Annotated in this window: 18 protein-coding genes and 4 tRNA genes; 4 read left to right on the top strand and 18 right to left on the bottom strand. The window is 61.0% G+C overall.

Annotation, left to right across the window (positions count from 1 at the left end):
* Positions 1 to 62 precede the first annotated feature (62 nt).
* The 5 genes from LT42_RS01650 to LT42_RS01630 all read right to left on the bottom strand — a co-directional run bounded on the left by LT42_RS01650 (position 63) and on the right by LT42_RS01630 (position 5,424).
* Complete coding sequence (locus tag LT42_RS01650) at positions 63 to 866, bottom strand: IclR family transcriptional regulator (RefSeq protein WP_037009363.1); 804 nt, start codon at positions 864 to 866, stop codon at positions 63 to 65.
* A gap of 132 nt (positions 867 to 998) precedes the next feature.
* Positions 999 to 2,312 carry an MFS transporter gene (locus tag LT42_RS01645; RefSeq protein WP_037009360.1) on the bottom strand — a complete coding sequence of 438 codons (1,314 nt, stop codon included), beginning with the start codon at positions 2,310 to 2,312 and terminating at the stop codon, positions 999 to 1,001.
* A 225-nt stretch (positions 2,313 to 2,537) separates the two neighbouring features.
* Positions 2,538 to 3,686 carry a galactonate dehydratase gene (gene dgoD, locus LT42_RS01640; protein ID WP_037009357.1) on the bottom strand — a complete coding sequence of 383 codons (1,149 nt, stop codon included), beginning with the start codon at positions 3,684 to 3,686 and terminating at the stop codon, positions 2,538 to 2,540.
* A gap of 84 nt (positions 3,687 to 3,770) precedes the next feature.
* Positions 3,771 to 4,406 carry a 2-dehydro-3-deoxy-6-phosphogalactonate aldolase gene (locus LT42_RS01635; RefSeq protein WP_037009355.1) on the bottom strand — a complete coding sequence of 212 codons (636 nt, stop codon included), beginning with the start codon at positions 4,404 to 4,406 and terminating at the stop codon, positions 3,771 to 3,773.
* A gap of 1 nt (position 4,407) precedes the next feature.
* Positions 4,408 to 5,424, bottom strand: coding sequence for a 2-dehydro-3-deoxygalactonokinase (locus LT42_RS01630; RefSeq protein WP_037009353.1), 1,017 nt, complete (start codon positions 5,422 to 5,424; stop codon positions 4,408 to 4,410).
* A gap of 381 nt (positions 5,425 to 5,805) precedes the next feature.
* Here LT42_RS01630 and LT42_RS01625 point away from each other — a divergent pair, with 381 nt between their 5' ends.
* Positions 5,806 to 6,951 (top strand): acyltransferase family protein, encoded by a 1,146-nt coding sequence (locus LT42_RS01625; protein ID WP_037009351.1) that lies wholly within the window; start codon positions 5,806 to 5,808, stop codon positions 6,949 to 6,951.
* An 892-nt stretch (positions 6,952 to 7,843) separates the two neighbouring features.
* On the opposite strand, the gene asd is transcribed toward LT42_RS01625, so the two are convergent.
* The 4 genes from asd to leuC form a co-directional block, all read right to left on the bottom strand.
* The gene (gene asd / locus LT42_RS01620) at positions 7,844 to 8,956 is read right to left on the bottom strand and encodes an aspartate-semialdehyde dehydrogenase (RefSeq protein ID WP_037009349.1); all 1,113 of its coding nucleotides are present in this window, start codon (positions 8,954 to 8,956) and stop codon (positions 7,844 to 7,846) included.
* Positions 8,957 to 9,038: 82 nt separating this feature from the next.
* The gene (gene leuB, locus LT42_RS01615; RefSeq protein ID WP_037009346.1) at positions 9,039 to 10,121 is read right to left on the bottom strand and encodes a 3-isopropylmalate dehydrogenase; all 1,083 of its coding nucleotides are present in this window, start codon (positions 10,119 to 10,121) and stop codon (positions 9,039 to 9,041) included.
* A gap of 172 nt (positions 10,122 to 10,293) precedes the next feature.
* Entirely contained in the window at positions 10,294 to 10,938 is a 645-nt protein-coding gene (gene leuD / locus LT42_RS01610) for a 3-isopropylmalate dehydratase small subunit (protein WP_037009344.1), read from the bottom strand.
* Between the two features lie 10 nt (positions 10,939 to 10,948).
* Complete coding sequence (gene leuC / locus LT42_RS01605; protein ID WP_037009341.1) at positions 10,949 to 12,373, bottom strand: 3-isopropylmalate dehydratase large subunit; 1,425 nt, start codon at positions 12,371 to 12,373, stop codon at positions 10,949 to 10,951.
* 156 nt (positions 12,374 to 12,529) lie between these two features.
* Here leuC and LT42_RS01600 point away from each other — a divergent pair, with 156 nt between their 5' ends.
* Positions 12,530 to 13,417: a LysR family transcriptional regulator gene (locus tag LT42_RS01600; RefSeq protein ID WP_037009338.1), complete on the top strand. Its 888-nt coding sequence runs from the start codon at positions 12,530 to 12,532 to the stop codon at positions 13,415 to 13,417.
* An 871-nt stretch (positions 13,418 to 14,288) separates the two neighbouring features.
* On the opposite strand, the gene LT42_RS01595 is transcribed toward LT42_RS01600, so the two are convergent.
* The 9 genes from LT42_RS01595 to gltX all read right to left on the bottom strand — a co-directional run bounded on the left by LT42_RS01595 (position 14,289) and on the right by gltX (position 19,549).
* Positions 14,289 to 14,732 (bottom strand): Hsp20 family protein, encoded by a 444-nt coding sequence (locus tag LT42_RS01595; protein WP_037009337.1) that lies wholly within the window; start codon positions 14,730 to 14,732, stop codon positions 14,289 to 14,291.
* Positions 14,733 to 14,847: 115 nt separating this feature from the next.
* On the bottom strand, positions 14,848 to 15,807 hold the full coding sequence (locus LT42_RS01590) for a tRNA dihydrouridine synthase (protein WP_037009335.1): 960 nt from the start codon (positions 15,805 to 15,807) through the stop codon (positions 14,848 to 14,850).
* A 75-nt stretch (positions 15,808 to 15,882) separates the two neighbouring features.
* Positions 15,883 to 16,323: an acyl-CoA thioesterase gene (locus tag LT42_RS01585; protein ID WP_037009333.1), complete on the bottom strand. Its 441-nt coding sequence runs from the start codon at positions 16,321 to 16,323 to the stop codon at positions 15,883 to 15,885.
* A 290-nt stretch (positions 16,324 to 16,613) separates the two neighbouring features.
* The gene (locus LT42_RS01580) at positions 16,614 to 17,153 is read right to left on the bottom strand and encodes a TetR/AcrR family transcriptional regulator (RefSeq protein WP_037009331.1); all 540 of its coding nucleotides are present in this window, start codon (positions 17,151 to 17,153) and stop codon (positions 16,614 to 16,616) included.
* A gap of 215 nt (positions 17,154 to 17,368) precedes the next feature.
* Positions 17,369 to 17,444, bottom strand: a tRNA-Glu gene (locus tag LT42_RS01575).
* A gap of 52 nt (positions 17,445 to 17,496) precedes the next feature.
* Positions 17,497 to 17,572 (bottom strand) — tRNA-Ala (locus tag LT42_RS01570).
* Between the two features lie 54 nt (positions 17,573 to 17,626).
* Positions 17,627 to 17,702: transfer RNA gene (locus LT42_RS01565), tRNA-Glu, on the bottom strand.
* An 83-nt stretch (positions 17,703 to 17,785) separates the two neighbouring features.
* A tRNA-Ala gene (locus LT42_RS01560) sits at positions 17,786 to 17,861 on the bottom strand.
* A 206-nt stretch (positions 17,862 to 18,067) separates the two neighbouring features.
* On the bottom strand, positions 18,068 to 19,549 hold the full coding sequence (gene gltX, locus LT42_RS01555) for a glutamate--tRNA ligase (protein WP_037009330.1): 1,482 nt from the start codon (positions 19,547 to 19,549) through the stop codon (positions 18,068 to 18,070).
* A 143-nt stretch (positions 19,550 to 19,692) separates the two neighbouring features.
* Between gltX and LT42_RS25570 the strand changes: the two genes are divergently transcribed.
* Together LT42_RS25570 and LT42_RS01550 are read left to right on the top strand one after the other, a co-directional pair.
* Entirely contained in the window at positions 19,693 to 19,938 is a 246-nt protein-coding gene (locus tag LT42_RS25570; RefSeq protein ID WP_152597570.1) for a hypothetical protein, read from the top strand.
* A 32-nt stretch (positions 19,939 to 19,970) separates the two neighbouring features.
* Positions 19,971 to 24,335, top strand: coding sequence for an RHS repeat-associated core domain-containing protein (locus LT42_RS01550; protein ID WP_081955276.1), 4,365 nt, complete (start codon positions 19,971 to 19,973; stop codon positions 24,333 to 24,335).
* Positions 24,336 to 24,341: the final 6 nt, after the last annotated feature.

Raw genomic sequence — 24,341 nt, 5'->3', positions numbered from 1 at the left:
ATGGCTGCGCCAGGTTTCCCGGATGTTTAGCCCGCCAGCGACTCCTGCCAGGCACGGGCTTGTTAACCCCCTAGCTCTGCCGACAAGCGCGCCGCCGCGTCCTTGATCAATGGCACCAGCTCGGCCATTTTTTCCAGTGGCATATAGGGCACGGTGCTGGCGATGCTGATCCCGGCGACGATGTGTTTGCTCGCGTCACGCACAGGCGCCGCCACGCAGCGGATCGACGGTTCGTTGTCCTCCAGATCGAACGCATAGCCGCCTTTTACGTATTCGTGCATGCGCGCTTGCACCTGCTGCCACGTCTGCTCTTCATGCACCGGCCACAGCGGATTTTTGCCGGTGGTCGGCACGCTGATTTCGTACAACCGCTGCCACTCGCTTTCCGGGTCGTCCAGCATCAACGCCTTGCCGATCCCGGTGCGGGCCAGCGGCATGCGATGGCCCACCCGCGAACGCATTTCAGGGCCGTTGCGTCCCGGATTTTTGTGCAGGTACAACACCTCGTCACCATCACGCATGGCCAAGTGCACGGTGTCACCGGTTTGCGCCGACAACTCATCGAGGAAAGGTTTGGCCACTACCAGCAGCGGCACTTCTTCGCGGGCCTGAAAGCCCAGCTCGATCAGCTTGGGGCCTAGCAAATAGCCCACTTGCGGCAAAACCCGCAGGTAACGCTCCTCGACCAGGCAACTGGCAAGCCGATGGGTCGTGCTGCGGGTGGTGCCAATCAGCCGGGCGATTTCCTTGAGGTCGCGGGCGCCACCGGCGACTGCCTGGACCACGCCCAGGCCACGGATCAAGGTTTGCGTACCGGTGGGTGCAGGGTCTTTGCCAGTCACGGCGGTGTCGGGAACATCTTGCATGGCGCGCCTTATCGAATCAGAAAACCGGCGACATTATCGTCGCCGGCCTTGAAGCCTGCCAGCGGAGCATGAGGACTGCGCAGAATGTGCGCAGAACGCATGCAGCACTTGTGCGGAACGTGTGCAGGGCGATTACAACTCGATACGTTCGACCTTGCCCACCAGCAGGATGTAAGACAACGCCCCAAGCAACGCCAGAACGGCGATGTAGGTGATTGCCGGCGCGAACGAGTCCCCCGACGCGAGGAAGCCAATCACGATCGGCGTGGCAATCGCCGCCAGGTTACCAATCAGGTTGAACGTGCCGCCGGTCAGTCCCAACAACCGCGCCGGAGCAAGGGTCGATACCAGCGACCAAGTGATCGAGGCCAGGCCATTGCCGAAAAACGCCAAGGCCAGGAACGCGATCACCAGTGGTGTCGAATCCACGTAGTTGGCGCCGATGATCGAAGTAGAGATCAGCAAGCCGGCGATGATCGGCGTTTTACGGGCAAAACCCACCGTGTGGCCGCGACGGATCAGCCAGTCGGAGAAGAACCCCGAGCACAGCACGCCGACGAACGCTGCGAGGAATGGCAGGGACGCCAATAAACCCGACTTGATGAAGTCCATGCCCCGGTATTTGACGAGGTAAGTCGGGAACCAGGTAAGGAAGAACCACAACGTCGAGTTCAGGCAGAACTGACCCAGGTAAATGCCCCACAACTTGCGCTTGGTCAGCACGATGCCGAGGTCCTGCCAGCTGAACCCGCTTTTGTGTTTCGACGCATCGGTCTGCATGTCGACCAGGCCGCCACCGTCCTTGATCAGGTCGATCTCGCCCTGATTGATGCCTTTGAAGTCACGCGGCTCGCGATAGACCATGTACCAGATCGCCGCCCACAGCACGCCGACGCCGCCGGTGGCCACGAACACCATGTGCCAGCCGTAGCGCGTTTGCAGCCAGGCGAGCACCGGCGTCAGAAACGCCAAACCGACGAATTGGCCTGAGGTGTAGAAGCCTACCGCGGTGGCCCGCTCCTTTTCCGGGAACCAGGCGGTGACGACGCGGCTGTTGATGGGGTAGGCCGGAGCCTCCAGCGCACCCACTGCCATGCGCAGCACGAAAAGGCCGATGAAGCTGCCGACGAAGCCGAGGAAGATGGTGGCGATGGACCATAGCGCCAGCGCCACGGTGTAGAGGATGCGCGGCGGCACGCGGTCCACCAGCCAGCCGCCGGGCAGCTGCATGGCGGCGTAGGTCCAGCCGAACGCGGAGAAGATCAGCCCGACATGCACCGGGTCGATGCCCAGCTCGCTGGTCAGTGCGGGCGCGGCGATGGAGAGGTTGCTGCGGTCGAGGTAGTTGATCACCACCGTGATGAACAGCAACACCATGATGAAAAAGCGTTTGCGGGTCGGCGTGGCGGTGATCGCCCGCGCCTCGGGAACAGTCTGTGTGCGCATGAGAAGTGCCTCTTTTTATGGTTATCTGAGGTCTGGAGTTTTAGTGTTGCGGGTGTGGGGCAACCGGCGCGGCGCAGGGGCCTGAACACCGCCTTGTAGGAGCCGGCTTGCTGCGGGCCGCGTTCGGACGAACGCAATCGATCATTCACCCACGCAGCGCCTGACCCACCACGTCCGCCAGCAGGCCAGCGCCTACAGAACCGCCCCTAAGTCAGCAGGGCCTGATCACCACTCGGCAAAACTGCCGTCGGCGTGGCGCCAGATCGGGTTGCGCCAGCGGTGGCCGATGGCGGCGCGCTCTTTGACGTATTCCTCGTTGATCTCGATGCCCAGCCCCGGCCCGTTGGGAATCTTCACCATGCCTTTGTCGTAGTCGAAGACTTCGGGGTTCTTGATGTAATCAAGCAGATCGTTGCTCTCGTTGTAGTGAATCCCCAGGCTCTGCTCCTGGATGAACGCGTTGTAGCAGGCGGCGTCCAGTTGCAGACAGGCGGCCAGCGCAATCGGCCCCAGAGGGCAGTGCAACGCCAGCGCCACGTCATAGGCTTCGGCCATGTTGGCGATCTTGCGGGTTTCGGTGATACCGCCTGCGTGGGAGGCATCAGGCTGGATGATGTCGACGTAGCCTTCGCTGAGCACCCGCTTGAAATCCCAACGGGAGAACAGCCGCTCGCCCAGCGCAATCGGGGTGCTGGTCAACGGCGCCAGCTCCTTGAGTGCTTCGTAATTCTCGCTGAGCACCGGTTCTTCGATGAACATCAACTTGTACGGGTCCAGCTCTTTCATCAGCACTTTGGCCATCGGCTTGTGCACGCGACCGTGGAAGTCGACGCCAATGCCCACGTTCGGCCCTACGGCATCTCGCACGGCGGCGACGTTGGCCAGCGCCAGATCGACCTTGTCAAAAGTGTCGAGGAATTGCAGCTCTTCGGTGCCGTTCATTTTCACAGCGGTGAAGCCGCGTTCCACCGCTTCTTTTGCTGCACGAGCGGTGTCCGCCGGACGGTCGCCGCCGATCCACGAATAGACCCGAATCTTGTCGCGCACCTGGCCGCCGAGCAGGTCGCTGACCGACACGCCCAGCGCCTTGCCCTTGATGTCCCACAGCGCCTGGTCGATACCGGCCAGGGCGCTCATGTGGACAGCGCCGCCACGGTAGAAGCCGCCGCGATAGAGCACGGTCCAGATGTCTTCGATGTTGCGAGGGTCCTTGCCGATCAGGTAATCGGACAATTCTTCGACCGCAGCGGCGACCGTGTGCGCACGGCCTTCTACCACGGGCTCGCCCCAGCCGGTAACGCCCTGGTCCGTTTCCACCTTCAGGAAGCACCAGCGCGGCGGGACGATGTAAGTCGTGAGTTTGGTGATTTTCATGTCTTGTCTCTCTTATTCAAAAACACAGGCTCGATGACGCGCGTGTTCAAACAGCCGGGGTTGAGGGTCCGGCGAGCCAATGGGTCACGGGTGAGTTGAAGGCTTGTGCTGGTGCCAGGCGGCCACGTAGGCCTTGGCGCTTTTGGCGACGTCGTCGGCGCTCATCCCGGGCTTGAACAACCCGGAGCCCAGGCCGAAACCGGAAACACCGGCGTCGAGGAACACTTTCATATTGTCCGGGGTGATGCCACCGACCGGGATCAGCGCGGTGCCGGCCGGCAACACCGCGAGCCATGCCTTGACCACCGCCGGGCCCATTTGCTCAGCGGGGAACATCTTCAATACGTCGGCACCCTCAGCCAGCGCGGCGAAGGCTTCGGTCGGCGTGGCCACGCCCGGGGACAGAAACAAGCCCTCCGCCTTGGCGGCGCGCAACACTTTTGGATCGCTGTGAGGCATGACGATGACCTGCCCGCCTGCTTCCTTGACCTGGCGCACTTGCTCGGGCGTCAGCACCGTGCCTGCACCGATCAGGCAATCGGCGGGCAGGCTTTGACGCAGCAGGCGGATGCTGTCGTACGGCTGGGGCGAGTTGAGCGGGACTTCGATCACGCGGAAACCAGCGGTGTACAGGACGTCGCCAATCGCCGGCGCTTCTTCGGGGCGCAGGCCGCGCAGGATCGCGACCAGACCGTTTTGCACGAGGGCTTGCTTGAGCATGTCAGTTCTCTGGGTGAAGGGGCCGGCCAGCGGCCGAAGAGGAGGATGAGATGAGTCCGGCCTGAACGGCCACTTGCCAGAGACCGCGCTCGGTGGCCTGCTCCGCCAGGGTTACCTGGGGGAAGCCGTTGGCGTCGAGGGCTCGCTGGTAACGCGCAATCAGCGCATCGCTGCCGATCAGAATCACCGCAGGCAGCGGCGCCTGCGTCTGACCGAGCAATTGCGTCAGCGCAAAAATTTCGTGACCGATCAGAAGACCCGACAGGTAATCGGACTGGGCGGCGCCGGACAACACGCCGGTCAGGCCGAGAGTCCGGCAACTGAAAATGGTCGACAGCGGGCCTGCCGCACCGCTGGCCGAACGGGAAACCGCCACGCCACGGTCAAAGGCCTCGGCATCGAAGGCGTCGCTGCGCTGCATAGTGCGGCCCAGGATCGTGTGGCTGGACAGCGCGGCGAAGACCTCGCCGGTCATAAACGTGTCGAAGTGCTCGATGCGGCCGGCCACCGCCCTCACCCATTTCGAGTGACTACCGGGCAGGCCTATCAAAAACGGCTTGGTGGCCTCACTGGCGGGCAGCGAGTCGAGAATGCCGAGGACCTGGGTTTCTTCGCCGCGCATCACGTTGGGCAGCTCGGAGCGCTGCAACACGCCGGGGATGATGTGCACGTCAACGCCGCGCACGCTGCGCACCGTGACCAATGCAGAGCTGAGCGCCGCGACGCTGGCTGGCGTCTGCTGATAGGTCGCTTCACGCCAGCCTTGAGCGCTGCCAACCATGCCACAGGCGATCACCGGCAATGTCGGTTCGGCATCCAGCCAGTCGCCGCACGCCTCATCGAAAGCCAGTTCGAACCCGTCGGTGATCGGCTGACCGAGGATGGTGCGGGGGGTCGTTGGCAGTTGCATGATGCCCGCGCCAAGCGAACGTTGTTCCAGAACCCGGCCGTGTTCGCCGAGTCGGTACGCGCGAAGGGACGTCGTGCCCCAGTCGAGCGCGATCAATTGCGCCTGCATGGCTTCACCTGATTGTTATTAATGAGTGAATGCGGAGCCGACTATAAACCGGATGTGCCGGATATCTCAATATATAACTTAGCGTCCCATATATCGGGAATTGATGTTTTTTATCTGGGGGTGCCCGCCAAACGCCTGTACCTACTCGATACGCGGCTGAGGCATACTGCAGCGCGCGGCCGGCAGCATGTTTTTGGCGATGCCCAAGTGATGTTTTTGAGCGTCTCGCTTCAGCCTCCCAGTCGGCTCCACCTGCTCATCAGCCCCCGTGCTGAAGGTGGTAACTTTCCTCGGCGCCCTGCCCTGTTACTCCCTGCCCTGCTCTTGCCGGTCCCGCCCGCGTGCCCGCACGCTTATCTCGTCTGTTGAAGGATCCGTAGGATGAAACGATTCCCTGTGCTCGACAGCCTGCGCGGACTCTGCGCACTGACGCTGATCGTTCACCATTCGCACATCGAGCGAAGCATTACCGAGCTGTCCTTTTTCCGTAACGCCAGCCAGTTCGCCGGTTTCTTTTTTGCACTGAGCGGTTTTCTGATTTACCGGCGCTACGTCGGCACGCTGAGTACACCGCGTCAACTTGGCGACTTCATGCTCGGCCGGATGTATCGCGTCATGCCCTTGCACCTGGCTGTGCTGCTGTTTTTCATCGCGTTCGAAGGGCTGAAACTGGTGATGGAACGCTACGGCCTGCTGTTGAATTTCCCGGCGTTCAGCGGTGATCGGGCGCCCGGTGAAATCCTGCCCAACGTGCTGTTGATCCAGGCGTGGTGGCCGGGGTTCAACGCGCTGTCGTTCAACTATCCGTCGTGGTGGGTCAGTGTGGTGTTTTACCTGTGGCTAGTTTTCGGCGTGGTTTGCTATGCCGTGCCGCGCATGGCGCGACTGATCTTCACGGCGCTGGGTGCGCTGGCGTTTATCGGCTTGTTTGCGGATTCCGATCTGCTCACCCGCTACGTGCTGTGGGGCGCGGCCTGTTTTTTTGCGGGCACGGTGACGTATCGGTTGTACGCGCGGCTGCGGGACGTCGCACCGGGCCGGGTGTTGGCCAGCGTGCTTGAACTGGGTGTGCTGGTGGCGATCATCTGGGTGATGGTGGAAGGCGAAGCACCGTTGACGATTGAGCTCGCGGTGCTGTTTTGCCTGGCGATTCTGGTTTTCGCCTGGGAAGCGGGGATCGTGTCGCGGCTGTTGCAGGTGCGGGTATTTCCGGCACTGGGCAGGCTGTGGCTGTCGATTTATCTGACCCACGCGGCGGTGATTTTCGTGATCGCGACCGGGCTGACGGTGGCGGCGAAGTTCGGCGGGTATCCATTGCTGGTGGACCGGCCGGGCGAGACACCGGGGTCGTTGGTGCGGTATCTGAGTACGGGCAGTGCGTTGAATGACAACTTGTTGATGCTGTTGGTGGTGGTCGCGGTTGTGGTGGTTTCGATGTTGGCTCACCGGTTTATTGAGGTGCCGGGAATGCGGTTTGGAGTTGGGTTTAGATCGAGATCAAGATCAAGATCAGGTGCATCTGCCTAGGGGCAGATTGTTTCGCCTTCGGCGAGTTACTTTTAAAAAGCCGGGAGCCGGACCAACTAAAAGTAACCAAAAGTGCCTGCTCCTAGTGTGGCGGTGTCTGGAATTTTGCGCAGGAAGATCAAAAGCAGGGCAAATGCGGGTTGCCCCAAGTCGGACCGGCTTTAGCCGGGAAAGGGTCGGTGCGCACGCCGCAAGATTGATGGCGCCTGGGTTGGCCTCTTCCCGGCTAAAGCCAGTCCCACTAACAGCAGCGCTGTGCATACATTGTTGATCGTTCCCACGCTCCGCGTCGGATAGGTGGCCCGAAGCACATCTTGTGCAGGACGCAGAGCGTCCGAGGCGGCATTACCACGCGGAGCGTGGGAACGATCGGTAGGGGTCATGGGACACACCGCAGAATTGTCGATCGGTAAACGCCGCGAAATTGATGGCGAATGAACCGGCCCCTTCCCGGCTAAAGCCAGTCCCACTAACAGACCGCGCGCATCTGTAGGACCGGCTTCAGCCGGGAAGCCGTCGCTCTTGCTATTGCCGTTGCTATTGCCGTTGCCGTTGCCGTTGCCGTTGCCGTTGCTTTTGATCTTCAAACACATAAAGCACAGACGCCGCCAAACGCGACTTGGGTGCAGGCTGAATGGAGGTCTCGCGCAGTGGGTCGAGCCGCAGGGATGCGGCGAGAGCGCCGTCAGGGCATGGATGCCCGTTCGGCGCGGGCCCACGGAGCGGGACCGGAGTGAAGGAACCCGACGGAGTCGGGCCAAACCGAGAGCACAAGCCCTTGGTTACTTGGGGCTTTATCAAGTAACTCGCCGAAGGCGAAACGTCTGCCCTTAGGCAGACGCTCTTGATCCTGGCGTACTAACCACGCCGCAGGTCTAGCGCGAACGCAGGATCACCGCTCCAGAAGAATCCGAAGCATCCGCCGCAATGGCTCAGCCGCGCCCCACAGCAACTGGTCACCCACCGTAAACGCCCCCAGATACTGCGAACCCATGTTGAGCTTGCGAAGACGTCCTACCGGAATATTCAACGTGCCGGTCACCGACGTCGGGCTCAACTCCTGAATGCTCGCCTCCCGATTGTTCGGCACCAACTTCACCCATGGATTGTGCTGGCTGATCAGGCCCTCGATGTCAGCGATGGGCACATCTTTGTTCAGCTTGATGGTCAACGCCTGACTGTGGCAGCGCATGGCGCCAATGCGCACACAGATGCCGTCGACAGGGATCGGGCTCTTGAAGCGGCCGAGGATCTTGTTTGTCTCGGCCTGGCCTTTCCACTCTTCCCGGCTCTGACCGTTCGGCAGCTCTTTGTCGATCCACGGAATCAGGCTGCCGGCCAGCGGCACACCGAAGTTCTCGGTCGGGAAACCCTCACCGCGCATGGCGTCAGCCACCTTGCGGTCGATGTCCAGAATCGCGCTGGCAGGGTTGGCCAGTTCATCCGCCACCGACGCATTGATCGCACCCATTTGCTTGATCAGCTCGCGCATGTTCTGCGCGCCTGCACCGGATGCCGCCTGATAGGTCATCACGTTCATCCACTCCACCAGACCGGCCTCGAACAGCCCGCCCAGGCCCATCAGCATCAGGCTAACGGTGCAGTTGCCGCCGATGTAGTTGCGAGTGCCCGCGTCCAGCTGTTGGTCGATGACCTTGCGGTTGACCGGATCAAGGATGATCACCGCATCGTCCTGCATGCGCAGGGAAGAGGCAGCGTCGATCCAGTAGCCCTGCCAGCCGGCTTCACGCAGCTTGGGAAACACTTCGTTGGTGTAGTCGCCGCCCTGGCAGGTCAGCACCACGTCGAGGGTCTTCAACTCGTCGATGCTATAGGCATCCTTGAGCGGCGCCACGTCCTTGCCCACCGACGGGCCTTGGCCACCGACGTTGGAGGTGGTGAAAAAAACCGGCTCAATGAGATCGAAATCCTGCTCTTCCAGCATGCGCTGCATGAGCACGGAACCGACCATACCGCGCCAACCGACCAGACCTACACGTTTCATCGCAACTACACCTTAATTAAAAGTGGGGCCTCGGCTGCCGAGAACCAACAGGGCTCAACCGGACAGCCGTGGGCCCGAGATATTACAGATTGCGCAGCGCGGCGACTACGGCGTCGCCCATTTCCTGCGTCCCGACCCGGGCATTGCCTTCGGACCAGATGTCACCGGTGCGCAAGCCTTGATCGAGAACCAGGCTCACGGCTTTTTCGATGGCCTCGGCGGCGGTGTGTTCGTTGAAGCTGTAACGCAGCATCATCGACACCGACAGGATAGTCGCCAGCGGGTTGGCCACGCCCTTGCCGGCGATGTCCGGCGCCGAACCGTGGCAAGGCTCGTACATGCCCTTGTTGTTCGAATCCAGCGACGCCGAAGGGAGCATGCCTATGGAGCCCGTGAGCATCGACGCTTCGTCGGAGAGAATGTCGCCGAACATGTTGTCGGTGACGATGACGTCGAACTGCTTTGGCGCGCGGACCAGTTGCATGGCGGCGTTGTCGACATACATGTGGCTCAGTTCCACGTCCGGGTAGTCCTTGGCGACCTGTTCCACGATTTCACGCCAGAGTTGACTGGACGCCAGCACGTTGGCCTTGTCCACCGAGCAGAGCTTTTTGCCACGCAGGCGGGCCATGTCAAAGCCGACACGGGCGATGCGACGAATCTCGCCCTCGCTGTACGGCAATGTGTCGTAGGACTGACGCTCGCCGTTTTCCAGTTCGCGGGTGCCGCGTGGGGCGCCGAAGTAGATGCCGCCGGTCAGCTCGCGAACGATCAGGATGTCCAGGCCGGCAACGATCTCGGGTTTCAGGCTTGAGGCATCAGCCAGCTGAGGATAGAGAATGGCCGGACGCAGGTTCGCAAACAGGCCCAGTTGCGAGCGGATCTTCAGCAGACCGCGCTCGGGGCGGATGTCACGGTCGATGGCGTCCCACTTCGGACCGCCCACCGCGCCCAGCAACACCGCGTCAACGGCACGGGCCCGCGCCAGGGTCTCATCTGCCAGCGGCACGCCGTGCTTGTCGATGGCTGCGCCGCCGATAACGTCGTGGCTCAGTTCGAAACCCAGCTGGTACTTCTCGCTGGCCAGTTCCAGCACCTTGACCGCCTCGGCCATGATTTCCGGACCGATGCCATCGCCTGGGAGAATCAGAATCTGCTTGCTCATAACGTCCTCGTTTCAATAAGTGCATCGGCGCTCGATGAGCGCCGATTGTGTAAGCAGGTGCCATGCCGTCTGTAGGAGCCGGCTTGCTGGCGAATGTGGCTTTTCAGTTACCACCGCGTCGCCTGACACCGCGAGTTCGCCAGCAAGCCGGCTCCTACAGAGCGCCCATCAATCACGCATCCCTGAACAGCCAAGGCTGCGAAGCGCGATGTTTGCTTTCAAACGCCGCGATCGCCTCGCCGTCCACCAGCGTCAGCCCAATATCGTCCAGGCCGTTGAGCAGGCAGTGCTTGCGGAAGGCATCGATCTCGAAGTGATAGACCTTGCCGTCTTCACGGGTCACGGTCTGCGCCGCCAGGTCCACGTTCAGCTGATAACCCGGTGTGGCCTCAACCACCTTGAACAGCTCATCGACTTCGCTTTCGCTCAGGATGATCGGCAGCAAGCCGTTCTTGAAGCTGTTGTTGAAAAAGATGTCGGCATAGCTTGGCGCGATGATGCTGCGAAAGCCGTACTCTTCCAGTGCCCACGGCGCGTGCTCGCGACTGGAGCCGCAACCGAAGTTTTCGCGGGCCAGCAACACGCTGGCGCCCTGGTAACGCTCGGCGTTGAGCACGAAGTCCGGGTTGAGCGGGCGTTTGGAGTTGTCCTGATAGGGCTGGCCCACATCCAGGTAACGCCACTCATCAAACAGGTTGGGACCGAAACCGGTGCGGCGGATCGACTTCAAGAACTGCTTGGGGATGATCTGATCGGTGTCAACGTTGGCGCGGTCCAGCGGAGCGACAAGGCCGGTGTGTTGAGTAAAAGGCTTCATGCTGGGCTCCTTATGCCTGGCTCATGGTGCGAACGTCGACGAAATGGCCGTTGACCGCTGCTGCAGCCGCCATCGCCGGGCTCACCAGGTGCGTGCGGCCGCCGGCGCCCTGACGGCCTTCGAAGTTACGGTTGGAGGTCGACGCGCAATGCTCGCCGCTTTCCAGGCGATCCGGGTTCATCGCCAGGCACATCGAACACCCGGGTTCGCGCCACTCGAAACCGGCTTCGATGAAGACCTTGTCCAGCCCCTCGCGCTCGGCTTGTTCCTTCACCAGTCCTGAACCGGGTACCACGATCGCCTGCTTGATGGTCGAGGCCACCTTGCGGCCTTTGGCGATGTCTGCTGCGGCGCGCAGGTCTTCGATCCGCGAGTTGGTGCAGGAGCCGATGAATACGCGGTCGAGCTGAATATCGGTAATCGCCTGATTGGCTTTCAGGCCCATGTATTTCAGCGCGCGTTCAATGGATCCGCGCTTGACCAGGTCGGGTTCCTGCGCCGGGTCCGGCACATGCTGGTCGACAGCGATGACCATTTCAGGCGAAGTGCCCCAGCTGACTTGCGGTTTGATCTGGGTAGCGTCCAGTTCGACCACCGTGTCGAATACCGCGTCTTCGTCGGATACCAGGTCCTTCCAGGCTTCCACGGCGGCGTCCCATTGATCGGCAGTCGGCGCGAAAGGACGACCTTTGACGTAGGCAATGGTCTTCTCATCCGTTGCTACCAGCCCGACGCGGGCGCCGGCTTCGATGGACATGTTGCAGATGGTCATGCGGCCTTCGACGGACAGGTCGCGGATGGCGCTGCCGGCGAATTCGATGGCATGGCCATTACCGCCGGCGGTGCCGATTTTGCCGATAATCGCCAGCACGATGTCCTTGGCCGTCACGCCGAACGGCAACTTGCCTTCGACCTTGACCTGCATATTCTTCATCTTCTTGGCAACCAGGCACTGGGTTGCGAGGACGTGTTCGACTTCCGAAGTGCCGATGCCGTGCGCCAGCGCGCCGAATGCGCCATGGGTCGAGGTGTGGGAGTCGCCACACACCACGGTCATGCCCGGCAAGGTCGCGCCCTGCTCCGGGCCAATGACGTGAACAATGCCCTGACGCACGTCATTCATTTTGAATTCGGTGATGCCGTACTCATCGCAGTTGTCGTCGAGGGTCTTGACCTGCAGACGCGACACCTGATCGACGATGGCATCGACGCCGTCCTTGCGGTCGGGCGTGGTCGGCACGTTGTGGTCAACGGTGGCAACGTTGGCGTCGATGCGCCAGGGTTTGCGGCCGGCCAGACGCAAGCCTTCGAACGCCTGGGGCGAGGTCACTTCGTGAATGATGTGACGGTCGATGTAGAGCAGCGCCGACCCATCGTCGCGCTGCTTGACCAAATGCGAATCCCAGAGCTTGTCGTAGAGCGTTTTGCCGGCCATCAGACGGTTCCTCATCAGCGTATTTCTATGCCCCGGCCAGCGATGTCACGATGACACCGTAAAGACCCTTGGCTTGTGGGGGGCAATGCTATGGAATATGGTTAAATAACTCAAATTCATATTTTTCATGCTTTGCATAACCAACAGGAATCCGAGATGGATCTGGCAAACCTCAATGCTTTTATCGCCATTGCCGAGATGGGCAGCTTCTCTGCGGCGGGTGAGCGCCTGCACTTGACTCAGCCTGCGGTCAGCAAGCGCATTGCCGGATTGGAGCAGCAGCTGGACGTGCGCCTGTTTGACCGGCTGGGCCGCGAAGTCAGCCTGACGGAGGCGGGCCGTGCCCTGCTTCCGCGTGCCTATCAGATTCTCAACGTGCTCGATGACACGCGGCGGGCGCTGACCAACCTCACCGGCGAGGTCACAGGGCGCTTGACCCTGGCGACCAGTCACCATATCGGCTTGCACCGGCTTCCGTCATTACTGAGGGCTTTTACCAAGGCCTATCCGGAGGTCGCTCTGGACATTCAGTTTCTCGATTCGGAAGTGGCCTACGAAGAGATTCTGCACGGTCGGGCAGAGCTGGCAGTGATCACCCTCGCGCCCGAGCCGCACGCGCTCGTCAAAGCAGTGGAGGTCTGGGACGACCCGCTGGACTTCGTTGCAGCGCCAGAGCACCCGCTGGCCACTCAGGCCAATGTCAGCCTGGCGGACATCGCCCGCTACCCTGCGGTATTTCCCGGCGAAAATACCTTCACGCATCACATCGTCAGTAAATTGTGTGAAGCGCAGGGCCTGAAACCAAATATCGCCATGAGCACCAATTACATGGAGACGATCAAAATGATGGTGTCCATCGGCCTGGCCTGGAGCGTACTGCCCCGCACCATGCTGGACGAACAGGTCACGCCGATCCCGCTGCCGGGCATCCAGCTGCGCAGGCAGTTGGGCTATATCGTCCACACCGAGCGCACGTTGTCCAACGCAGCGCGTGCGTTCATGGCATTGCTTGATGCGCAGATGGCACAGCCGGAACAACCGTAAACGCCTTAAGCACGCCGAAAGTTGTGTGCCTTGTACAGGCCCATGGCAGGAGCGCGCTTGCCCGCGAAGGCATTTTGCCTGTGAGGAATTAGTCGCCTGACCTGATGCGTTCGCCAGCAAGCCGGCTCCTACGGACCTCATCCGGGCCCTAATTCGTAGGCGATACGCAGATCCGTTGTAGGAGCGCGCTTGCCCGCGAAAGCATTTTGCCTGTGAGGAATTAGCCGCCTGACCTGATGCGTTCGCCAGCAAGCCGGCTCCTACGGACCTTATCCGCGCCTAGAATCATGGCCATTGCACAGACCCACTGTAGGAGCGCGCTTGCCCGCGAAGGCATTTTGCCTGTGAGGAATTAGTCGCCTGACCTGATGCGTTCGCCAGCAGCCGGCTCCTACGGACCTTATCCGGGCCCTAATCCGTAGGCGTTACGCAGATCCGTTGTAGGAGCGCGCTTGCCCGCGAAGGCATTTTGCCTGTGACGAATTAACCGCCTGACCTGATGGGTTCGCCAGCAAGCCGGCTCCTACGGACCTTATCCGTGCCAAAAATCATAGGCGATACGCAGATCCGTTGTAGGAGCGCGCTTGCCCGCGAAGGCATTTTGCCTGTGACGAATTGGCCGCCTGACCTGATGCGTTCGCCAGCAAGCCGGCTCCTACGGACCTCATCCGGGCCCTAATCCGTAGGCGTTAAGCAGATCCGTTGTAGGAGCGCGCTTGCCTGCGAAGGCGTTCTGGCTGTGACGAATCAATCGCCTGACGCCCTGCATACGCGGGCAAGCGCGCCACGACATTGGTTGCGTGCATGGTGATTCGTGGCTGAACGCGCAAAAAAAGGCGCCCCGCAGGGCGCCTTCTTGTCTGACTCGGTATCAGTGAGCCAGCGCTTTCTGGGCATTGATTTCGATGCGTTTTGGCTTGGCTTCTTCAGGCACCAGACGCAGCAGGTCAATGTTCAGCAGGCCGTTGGCCAAAGCAGCATTTTTGACCTCGATGTGGTCAGCCAGGCGGAACGACAGCTTGAAGGCACGCTGGGCGATGCCCTGATGCAGGAAGGTCACGCCTTCTGCCGTGTTCTCGCGCTTGCTGCCAGTGACGGTCAGCACGCCCTTCTCGACTTGCAGCTCCAGATCTTCCTCCTGGAAACCCGCCGCCGCGATGACAATGCGGTATTGGTCGTCAGCGTGTTTCTCGACGTTGTAGGGAGGATAGCTGCTGGCCGACTCGTTGCGGGCCGCCGATTCGAACAGATCGTTGAAGCGGTCAAAGCCAACCGAGTGACGGAACAGTGGAGCCAGGGAAAATGCAGTAGTCATTTGAAAATCTCCTGATAAATCAGCAAGTGGTTATCTCCGCGACCCGACTTCGGCATCGCGTAATCCCAAAATAGGGACGGCCATTTACGTTTCAAGAGTCCTTCAAAAAAAATTTTCAGGCAGCTTCCGACACCTTCACACCCAGCATCAGGCTGATCCGCTCGCAGTCGGTTTCACGGCGTAACGCGTCAAAAAGCACGGTGGCTTCCGGGTAGCTCTTGGTCAGCAACACCACCCACTGCTTGAGCCGGCCCGGTGCCTGAACGCGGGTCATCTTGGCCATCGCCTGCAGCCAGAAATCACGCAAGAGCGGCTGCAATTCAGCCCACGTCATGGCCACCACCTCGCGTCCGGCTTGCGCGGCAGCAATCTGTCGGCCCAGATCAGGGCGCGCCACCAGACCGCGACCGATCATGATGTCGCGGGCTCCGCAGATCTCGCGGCAGCGTCGCCAGTCCTCAACGGTCCAGATTTCGCCATTGGCGATGATCGGGATTCTAACCACGTCCTGAATCTTGCCGATCCACTCCCAGTGCGCAGGCGGTTTGTAGCCGTCAACCTTGGTGCGAGCGTGAACCACAATGTGCTCGGCGCCGCCGGCTTCCAGCGCACGCGCGCAGTCCAGCGCCGGTTCGGTGCTGTCGTAGCCCAGGCGCATCTTGGCGGTGACCGGAATGTGCGCGGGCACGGCACGGCGGACATGGCTGAGGATGTCGTGCAGCAGCTCCGGTTCCTTGAGCAACACCGCGCCGCCCCGGGACTTGTTGACGGTCTTGGCGGGGCAACCGAAGTTTAGATCAATGACCGGCGCGCCCAGCTCGGCCGCAAACGCTGCGTTCTCGGCCAGGCACACCGGATCCGAACCCAGCAGTTGCACGCGAAGCGGTACGCCGGCGCGGGTTTTCGAGCCCTGCAGCAGTTCAGAGGCGAGTTTGTGGAAGTAATGCTCCGGCAGCAGGCGTTCAGTCACCCGAATGAATTCGGTGACGCACCAGTCGATACCGCCGACCTGAGTCAGCACGTCGCGCAGGATGTCGTCGACCAGACCTTCCATGGGCGCCAGAGCAATTTGCATGGGTCACACTCGAAAAAAAGTCCGGCAGTTTACGCAGAGGCCGGCGGATTGGATACGGTTTACGCGCGCCGGACGTCAGGTGACTGCGCCGTGTAGCCCGCGAGCGTATCCGTCGATGAACTCGACAGGCATGCGCTTTGGCTTGCCCGACGACAGTTCAATACAGACAAAAGTGGTTTGTGCGCGCAGCAGCGTGACGCCATCACTGGGCCGTTTGAGCTGAAAGCGCCGGGTCATCTTCAAGCGCTGATCCCAGTCCACGATCCAGGTGGCCAGTTGCAATTCATCGTCCTGATAGGCGCTGGCCAGGTAGTCGATCTCATGCCGCACCACGGCCATCGCCCGGTCGAGCCGCCGGTACTCGCTCAGGTCCAGACCCAACTGCTGAGAATGCCGCCATGCACAGCGTTCCAGCCAGGTGACGTAGACGGCATTATTGGCGTGGCCCAGTCCGTCGATGTCCTCTTCGCCGACCTGCAGGTCAATCACAAACGGCGTTGCCAGATCCCAGACCATCTATTCCCTGCCCTTTTCACTTGATCGTGCGGGCAGTGTAATCAAAAGCAGCGGACAAACCGATGACGGTCTTGCTTCGCCGGACTCACGGGGTGTTCACACGGGCCTCTTCCCGGCTGAAGCCGGTCCCACTAACGCACCGCGCGCATTCGGTGGGACCGGCTTTAGCCGGGAAGGCATCGGATGTCACGCAGCCAGATCGAGGGTGCCTGCCGTCACACCGCCAAATTGAGGGTGAATGCGCTGGCCACTTCCCGGCTGAAGCCGGTCCCACAGTGGCGCTGTGCGCCTCAGAGCACCGCTGATTTGGCCGCCCTGAGCACTCGATCCGACAGTTCGCTGGGCCCCAGGGCTCTGGCGAGCGCCAGACCACCGACCATCAAGGCGATATCGGCCAGGGTCTTGTCGGCCTCTTCAGGGCTGGCAGCGAGCTGCGCCACCATTAGCTCGACATGCTCCGACAAAGCGTCGCGAAAATCTTCGGATAACCGCGTCATCTCCCCTATCGCCGTCGGCAGCGGGCACGCGTGCTCCTGAGCGTCACGGTGCCTGCGCGACAGGTAAAACGCCGCCAACAGCGCGCGCCGCTCCTCGCCCGGCAGTCGATCGTCGATGCTTGCGACCATCTCGCGGCGCTCAGCCAGCAACTGGCTAAACGCTTCAAGCATCAATGCCTCCTTGCTGTCGAAATGGGCGTAGAAACCGCCCACGGTCAGCCCGGCAGCGCCCATGATCTCGCTCACGCTGGGTTCGACCGGCCCACGGGCGATGAGCGCAGTGCTGGCAGCAGTGAGAATACGTTCTCGGGTGAGTGCTTTTTTATCGTTCATGTCCGCCTCCCGGATGATGACGATAATATTATCTTCATCATCTGCATTGGCAAGGACGATTCCAGCTTTTGAGATGGACGACAGGTGGGGTGCGCACGCAGCGGGGCAGTACAAAGAGGGACAACAAGCTGGACGCACGCAGAACGGCAGGTCCGAAAAAACAAAAGGGCCATTCAATAATCGAATGACCCTTGGTCTCGCAGAGCGAGAAATCGTGGCGTCCCCTAGGGGACTCGAACCCCTGTTACCGCCGTGAAAGGGCGGTGTCCTAGGCCACTAGACGAAGGGGACGCAAAACCTTCAGTCAGGTTTGTCGCGAAACAATGACAAACCCTGGCGAAATTGGTGGAGCTAAGCGGGATCGAACCGCTGACCTCCTGCATGCCATGCAGGCGCTCTCCCAGCTGAGCTATAGCCCCGGATTTACGCCTCTCGGCGGAGATCAGCCTAAACAGCGCATCACTCGGTAAAACTGGCGTCCCCTAGGGGACTCGAACCCCTGTTACCGCCGTGAAAGGGCGGTGTCCTAGGCCACTAGACGAAGGGGACGTAACCCTTGCGTACTGAATCGGTGCTGGTTCCGAAGCAGTACAAGCTTCGAGGCGGTGACGCATACCTTGAAGCTTCTAATTTGGTGGAGCTAAGCGGGATCGAACCGCTGACCTCCTGCATGCCATGCAGGCGCTCTCCCAGCTGAGCTATAGCCCCACAATACACTTGCAGATGACGCCGCGTTACCGCGTGTTTCTGCGTTGCCGTGTGGACGGGGCGCATATTAAGTGCGACCCGGAAAGCTGTCAAACTCTTTTTAAAACAATTCCAAAAGAATTTTCCGGGATAACAATCACTTACCGCCACCCGGAAAATGCCCCCGAAGATCGGCCACTGCAACTTGCGCAGCGGCCACGGCTCGGTCAGCCAATGGCGCCGAGCACTTTCTCCCACTCTTTGTTCTCTTTTTTCGACACGCCGCCGAGCATGTCCAGCGCCTGGCGCAGACGGAAGCGGGTCAGGTCCGGGCCCAGAATCTCCATCGCGTCAGTGACCGATACCGAGTTCGCCTGACCAGTGATGGCCGCGAACATCAATGGCATGGCGTCGCGCAGCTTGAGCTCCAGGTGCTCGACCACCGCCTGAATGCAACCTGTGATCCTGTCCTTTTCCCACTGACGCAGCGATTCGAGCTTCCACAGGATCAGCTGAATGACCTGACGCACCTGCTCTGGCGAAAGCTTCTTGTGCTCGAACAACTTGGCGTCCGGGGTCACAGCGCCAGCAAAGAAGAAGCCGCCCAGCGGCGCGATCTGGCTGAAGGTTTCGACGCGGCCCTGCACATGGGGCGCGATCTTCATCATGTAGTCACTGTTGAACGCCCAGGTCTGCACGCGGCTGGCGAACTCCTCCACCGGCAGCTCACGCAGCCATTGGCCGTTGAGCCACGACAGCTTCTCGATGTCGAAAATCGGCCCGCCCAGCGACACACGGCTCAGGTCGAAGTGCTCGACCATTTCGTCCAGCGAGAACTTCTCGCGCTCGTCAGGCATCGACCAGCCCATGCGGCCAAGGTAGTTGAGCATGGCCTCGGGCATGAAGCCCATGCGCTCGTAGAACGTCACCGAAGTCGGATTCTTGCGCTTGGAGAGCTTGCTCTTGTCGGGATTGCGCAGCAGCGGCATGTAGCACAGCGCCGGCTTTTCCCAGCCGAAGTATTCATACAGGAGAATCAACTTGGGCGCCGACGGCAGCCACTCTTCGCCGCGCAGGACGTGGGTGATGCCCATCAGATGGTCGTCGACGACGTTGGCCAGGAAGTAGGTCGGCAGTCCGTCGGTTTTCATCAGGACCTGCATGTCCATGCGGTCCCACGGGATTTCGACGTCGCCGCGCAGCATGTCCGGCACCACGCACACGCCTTCACTCGGCACCTTCATGCGGATCACATGGGGCTCGCCTGCAGCCAGGCGACGCTCGACTTCTTCTTTGGGAAGCAGCAGCGCGCGGCCGTCATAACGCGGGGTTTCACCACGGGCCATCTGCTCGGCGCGCATCTGGTCAAGCTCTTCGGCGGTGCAGAAGCACGGGAAGGCATGGCCGGCATCAACCAGTTGCTGCACGTATTGTTTGTAGATATCGCCGCGTTCGCTCTGGCGATACGGGCCGTGGGGGCCGCCGACGTCAGGCCCCTCGCTCCACTCGATGCCGAGCCAGCGCAAGGCGTCGAAAATCTGTTGTTCCGACTCGCGGGTCGAGCGCAGTTGATCGGTGTCTTCGATGCGCAGGATGAATTCGCCGCCGTGCTGTTTGGCGAAGCAATAATTGAACAGCGCGATGTAGGCCGTGCCAACGTGAGGGTCGCCGGTGGGCGATGGCGCGATGCGGGTGCGGACGGTGGTCATGGAAAATCCCGGATAGGTCGAACAAGCCGCGAATCTTAACAGGCGCGGCCTGCGCGGCTCCAGCGTCGGTGCTTGACGGGCCGCACAATCGTGGCAATGCAAGGACTGGCGGCCCCGCCCTCCCCGCCGGGAACGAACTAACCGTGTCTTCCAGCGAATGCTGCGCGATCATGGCCGGCCATGATCGCGACGATGTGGTCGTGCTGATCGCCCTGGCCGTTTTTGCCCAGTGGACCGGCTGGCCAGCGAACCGGAAGATGCCGAGTTCATCAAGCATCTTTTTCCAATCCGTAGAAATGAAGGCACAGTGTTGTAGTCCACTTCTGAAAAGCGCCGACCCTGCTCCTTTTTTGTTTCTGAGTTCAGACAACGCAGCTCAAAGCGTTTAGATTACGCCGTTTCTCAAATAGCAGGACAAGGAATGTCTGACGCACTCTGGGCCGCTCGGGTGGGCGATGCGTTGTCGCACACCTCAATGATGGCCGACATTCTCGGGGGCGTGCTGGAGGTGGCTGCCAACGTTGCCATCGGCGCACTGGCTACCGCTGCGGTGGTCGCGGCGACAGGAATTACGGTGGCCACCGGCGGCATCGGCGCCTGCGTGCTGGGCGCGGTGGTCGGACTGGTTGTCGGTGTGGTGATGAGCAAGACCGGGGCCGACAAGGGCCTCGGTTCGTTGTGCGAGGACATCGCCAACGGCTTGTTCCCGCCCACGCCTCAGGCGAATATTTCGACGGGCTCCACCGACACGTTCATCAACGGCATTCCCGCCGCGCGCGCGGCAGGGAGCGTGCCCTCGAAGCAGATGCCAGCGGGCTCACCTGACATTGCAGAAGCCGAGGGACACGAATCCCGGGAGGAACCGGGCTTTCTCGATATGGCCAAGGGGTTCTTCGCACAGATGTGGCGCCCCACCGTCGCGACGCCGGGCCCGGGCGTCGTGCCCAAGCCGCTGGACCTGGTGCTCTGCACGCGGCACCCGCCGATGCCACCCCAGATGCTTGCCGAAGGTTCGGACAAGGTCACCATCAATGGCCAGCCCGCCGTGCGCAGCGGCGACCGCAGTACGTGCGACGCGACAGTCGTGTCCTCGGGGCTGATATCGCCCAACGTGCGCATCGGCGGCGGCAAGGTGGTGGTGCGGGAAATCCGCAGCGGCAAGACGCCCGGGGTTGGCCTGGCGATCACCGCGCTGATGATGCTCAAGGGCAGCAAGGGCAAGTTCCTCAGCAACCTGCCGTGCATGCTGCTCAGCGGCGTGAATGCTTTTGTCGTCAGTTCGGCCATGGGTGCGCTGACCAACGCCATCGCCGGTTCACCAAATCCGGTCCACGCCGCGACCGGCGCCAAGGTTCTGGGCGGCGTTGAAGAGCTGGACTTCGTGCTGCCGGGCATCCTGCCCATTGAGTGGCAGCGCTTTTACAGCAGCCGTGATGAGCGCAGCGATGGTCTGTTCGGCGCGGGCTGGAGCGTGGCATTCGAGGTCAGTGTGCACATCAAAGCCCATCCGCAGGGCGGCGAACGGCTGATCTACATCGATGAGCAGGCGCGCAGCATCGACATGGGGGCGATCCCGCTTGGCGGCGCGGTATTCAGCGCAGGCGAAGGGCTGGCCGTGAAACGGCATGGCAATGGTCAGTTGCTGATCGAGAGCGAGGACGGGATCTATCGGCTGTTCGAGCCGACGCCAGGGGTTTCTTCGTTGCTGCGCCTGACTCAGTTGGGTGACCGCAACGACAACCGCATTTATCTGGATTACGACGCGCAAGGTCGGCTGGCTCAACTGCGCGATACGTTTGATGCGTTATGCGTATCGCTGGCGTATTCGGCGCAATGGCCAGGACGAGTTGAACGTGTCTACCGCGTGTTCAGCGATCAGACCCGGGAAACTCTGGCGAGCTATGCCTACGACGCTGTAGGCGACCTGGCCGAGGTTCGCGATATCTCTGGCACGGTACAGCGTCGTTTTGCCTACGACAGCAGGCGGCGCATGGTCGAGCATCAACTGCCGACCGGCTTGCGCTGTTTTTATCAATGGATGCTGATTGATGGGCTCGAATGGCGCGTGGTTCGTCACTGGACTGACGAAGGCGATGAGTACCGCTTCGACTACCACCTGGACGCTGGCAGCACGCAGATCACCGACAGCCTGAACCGGCGCAGCACGCGGCTGTGGAACAGTCAGCATCAGATCATTGGGTACACCGACAATCTTGGCCAGACCTGGGAGTTTACCTGGAACGACGAGCGTCAGTTGCTCTCTGCTGTCGATCCACAAGGCGGCAAGTGGTCGTACAGTTACGACGACGCTGGCAATCTCAGTGCCACCGAGGACCCGCTTGGACGCAGTGATTCCACGGTCTGGCTGGAGCACTGGTCGTTGCCCCTGGTTGAAACCGACGCCGCCGGCAACAGTTGGCAATACCGCTACGACCCGCGTGGCAATTGCACTCAGGAGACCAACCCGCTGGGGCATGTCACGCGCTATGGCTACGACGCACGTGGCCAGATGACCGAAATCATCGACGCCATCGGCAAGCGCAAACAGCTGCGCTGGAATGAATTCGGCCAGTTGATTCGGCACGTGGATTGCTCGGGTTATCCGACGGCCTTCAGCTATGACCAACGCGGTTATCTGCAAGGCATCACCGACGCGCTGGGCGAGCGCACGCTTTATCAGCACAACGCCCAAGGGTGGCTGCTGCGCAGTCAGCTGGCGGATGGTCGGGCCGAACATTACTCGCGTGATGCCAGCGGATTGCTCACCGGTTATACCGACCCGTCCGGCGATACCACAAGCTATGAGTACGACCGCCGGGGTCAGGTACGGCGACGCCTCGACGCGCACAAGCGCCAAGTGCAGTTCAGCTACGACGCCTTCGGCCGGTTGCAGGCGCTGACCAACGAGAATGGCGAGAGTTATCGCTTTGTCTGGGATGCCGCTGATCGGCTGATAACGCAGCAAGATCTGGATGGCAGCCAGCGGCGTTATGGCTACGACGCGCTGAGTCACCCGGTTCGCATGGAACAGCTGCCTGCGCCCGATGAAAACCAGCGCGTTGCGGCTTCGAGTGTTCATTTACTGGAACGCGACGGAGTGGGCCGCCTGATCGCAAAAGTCACTGCCGACGGGCGCACTGAGTACCGTTACGACCCGCTGGATCAACTGATTGAGGTCGCGTTTACCGATGAATTGGGCCACCCACAAAAGCTGGGATTTGCCTACGACCCGATGGGCCAGTTGGTCAGCGAGCACTCGGCGGCTGGTGCGTTGCAGCATCACTACGACGAACTGGGCAACCTGACTCAAACGCTACTGCCTGATGGCCGGTGGCTCAATCGCCTGCATTACGGCAGCGGCCATCTGCACCAGATCAATCTCGACGGGCAGATCATCAGCGACTTCAAACGTGATCGTCTGCATCGCGAAGTGCTGCGCAGCCAGGGACAGATCAGCACGCGCAGTCAGTACGACCGCACCGGGCGTCTGCGTTCCCGGTTGCGTCGGGCTACTCATCAACCGCCGCAACTGCCTGCCGAATCGAGCAAGGAATTTGAATACGACCCCGCCGACAACCTGATCGGACGACTGCATCGCAACCGCCAGCGTGACCAGCGAACGCTGCTGCACTACGACGCGACGGCGCGGATCATGGTCAGTCAGGACAGCCCTCAGGGCCACAGCGAAACCTTCGCCTACGACGCCGCCGCCAACCTGCTCGACGGCCCGCAATCCCGCGCCGGGCGGGTCGTGCACAACCGACTGCTGACGTATCAGGACAAGCGTTATCGCTACGACGGCTTCGGGCGGATGATCGAAAAGCGCAGTGCCCGGCACGGTACCCAACGGTTTGCCTACGACGCCGACAGCCGCCTGATCGAAGTGCGCAACCCGAACGGCCACGTTGTGCGCATGACTTACGACCCGTTGGGCCGACGCATCGGCAAACGCGAACACGATCAACACGGCCAATTGCTCGGCGAAACGGTCTTTACCTGGGACGGCCTGCGCCTGCTGCACGAGCAGCGCAACAGCTTGGCCAGCCTGTATGTGTACGCCGACGGCAGCCACGAGCCCCTCGCCCGCATCGACGGAAGCGGCGCCCTGCAAAAAATTCGTTACTACCACAACGACCTTAACGGCCTGCCCGAACAACTGACCGAATCTGACGGCCATGTCGTGTGGCACGCGCGTTATCGGGTCTGGGGCAACACCGCCGAAGAGGTCCGCGAGCCGTACTTCATCGAGGAACAGAATCTCAGATTTCAAGGCCAATACCTTGATCGCGAGACCGGACTGCACTACAACACCTTCCGGTTTTACGACCCGGATGTGGGACGGTTCACGACGCCGGACCCGATTGGGTTGCTGGGTGGGATAAATCTCTATCAGTACGCGCCGAATCCGGTTGGGTGGGTGGATGCCCTCGGTTTAAGCTGTACGCCCAACAAAAAAACCTCTTATCAAGCGAAGAGCCGGCGAGATGCGTTCAGGCAGGCTAAGCGGGATGCTGGGATTCCAGTGAACCAGAAACCATCTAACTTAACGCGACCTGAGCTAATGGATGGAGATAAAAATGTGATTATTCAAAATGGAGTGCCATTAAAAACTAGGCAGTACTATTATTTAAACAATCGCGGAGAGACCATTGTTATCCAGGAACACAGCCTAGGTCATGCAAAAGCGACACCGGGACATGGCGGAGAACCCCACTTCAACGTAAGGCCAATAGAGAACGTAGGGACAGGTTATGTTCCTGGAACTCACGGGAATTATAATTTTTAGGAGTTG

Origin of the sequence: Pseudomonas lutea (assembly GCF_000759445.1) — a bacterium.
GTDB classification, from domain to species: domain Bacteria; phylum Pseudomonadota; class Gammaproteobacteria; order Pseudomonadales; family Pseudomonadaceae; genus Aquipseudomonas; species Aquipseudomonas lutea.
This window is presented reverse-complemented; position numbering and strand designations above follow the sequence as displayed.

Excerpts from the sequence above, each read along its gene's own strand:
- LT42_RS01600 (WP_037009338.1), top strand. The coding sequence starts at position 12,530 with ATGGATCTGGCAAACCTCAATGCTTTTATCGCCATTGCCGAGATGGGC.
- LT42_RS01645 (WP_037009360.1), bottom strand. The coding sequence starts at position 2,312 with ATGCGCACACAGACTGTTCCCGAGGCGCGGGCGATCACCGCCACGCCG.
- LT42_RS01595 (WP_037009337.1), bottom strand. The coding sequence starts at position 14,732 with ATGACTACTGCATTTTCCCTGGCTCCACTGTTCCGTCACTCGGTTGGC.
- LT42_RS01585 (WP_037009333.1), bottom strand. The coding sequence starts at position 16,323 with ATGGTCTGGGATCTGGCAACGCCGTTTGTGATTGACCTGCAGGTCGGC.
- dgoD (WP_037009357.1), bottom strand. The coding sequence starts at position 3,686 with ATGAAAATCACCAAACTCACGACTTACATCGTCCCGCCGCGCTGGTGC.
- LT42_RS01625 (WP_037009351.1), top strand. The coding sequence starts at position 5,806 with ATGAAACGATTCCCTGTGCTCGACAGCCTGCGCGGACTCTGCGCACTG.
- LT42_RS01590 (WP_037009335.1), bottom strand. The coding sequence starts at position 15,807 with ATGCAAATTGCTCTGGCGCCCATGGAAGGTCTGGTCGACGACATCCTG.
- gltX (WP_037009330.1), bottom strand. The coding sequence starts at position 19,549 with ATGACCACCGTCCGCACCCGCATCGCGCCATCGCCCACCGGCGACCCT.
- LT42_RS01550 (WP_081955276.1), top strand. The coding sequence starts at position 19,971 with ATGTCTGACGCACTCTGGGCCGCTCGGGTGGGCGATGCGTTGTCGCAC.
- leuD (WP_037009344.1), bottom strand. The coding sequence starts at position 10,938 with ATGAAGCCTTTTACTCAACACACCGGCCTTGTCGCTCCGCTGGACCGC.
- leuB (WP_037009346.1), bottom strand. The coding sequence starts at position 10,121 with ATGAGCAAGCAGATTCTGATTCTCCCAGGCGATGGCATCGGTCCGGAA.
- LT42_RS01580 (WP_037009331.1), bottom strand. The coding sequence starts at position 17,153 with ATGAACGATAAAAAAGCACTCACCCGAGAACGTATTCTCACTGCTGCC.
- leuC (WP_037009341.1), bottom strand. The coding sequence starts at position 12,373 with ATGGCCGGCAAAACGCTCTACGACAAGCTCTGGGATTCGCATTTGGTC.
- LT42_RS01635 (WP_037009355.1), bottom strand. The coding sequence starts at position 4,406 with ATGCTCAAGCAAGCCCTCGTGCAAAACGGTCTGGTCGCGATCCTGCGC.
- LT42_RS01650 (WP_037009363.1), bottom strand. The coding sequence starts at position 866 with ATGCAAGATGTTCCCGACACCGCCGTGACTGGCAAAGACCCTGCACCC.
- asd (WP_037009349.1), bottom strand. The coding sequence starts at position 8,956 with ATGAAACGTGTAGGTCTGGTCGGTTGGCGCGGTATGGTCGGTTCCGTG.
- LT42_RS01630 (WP_037009353.1), bottom strand. The coding sequence starts at position 5,424 with ATGCAGGCGCAATTGATCGCGCTCGACTGGGGCACGACGTCCCTTCGC.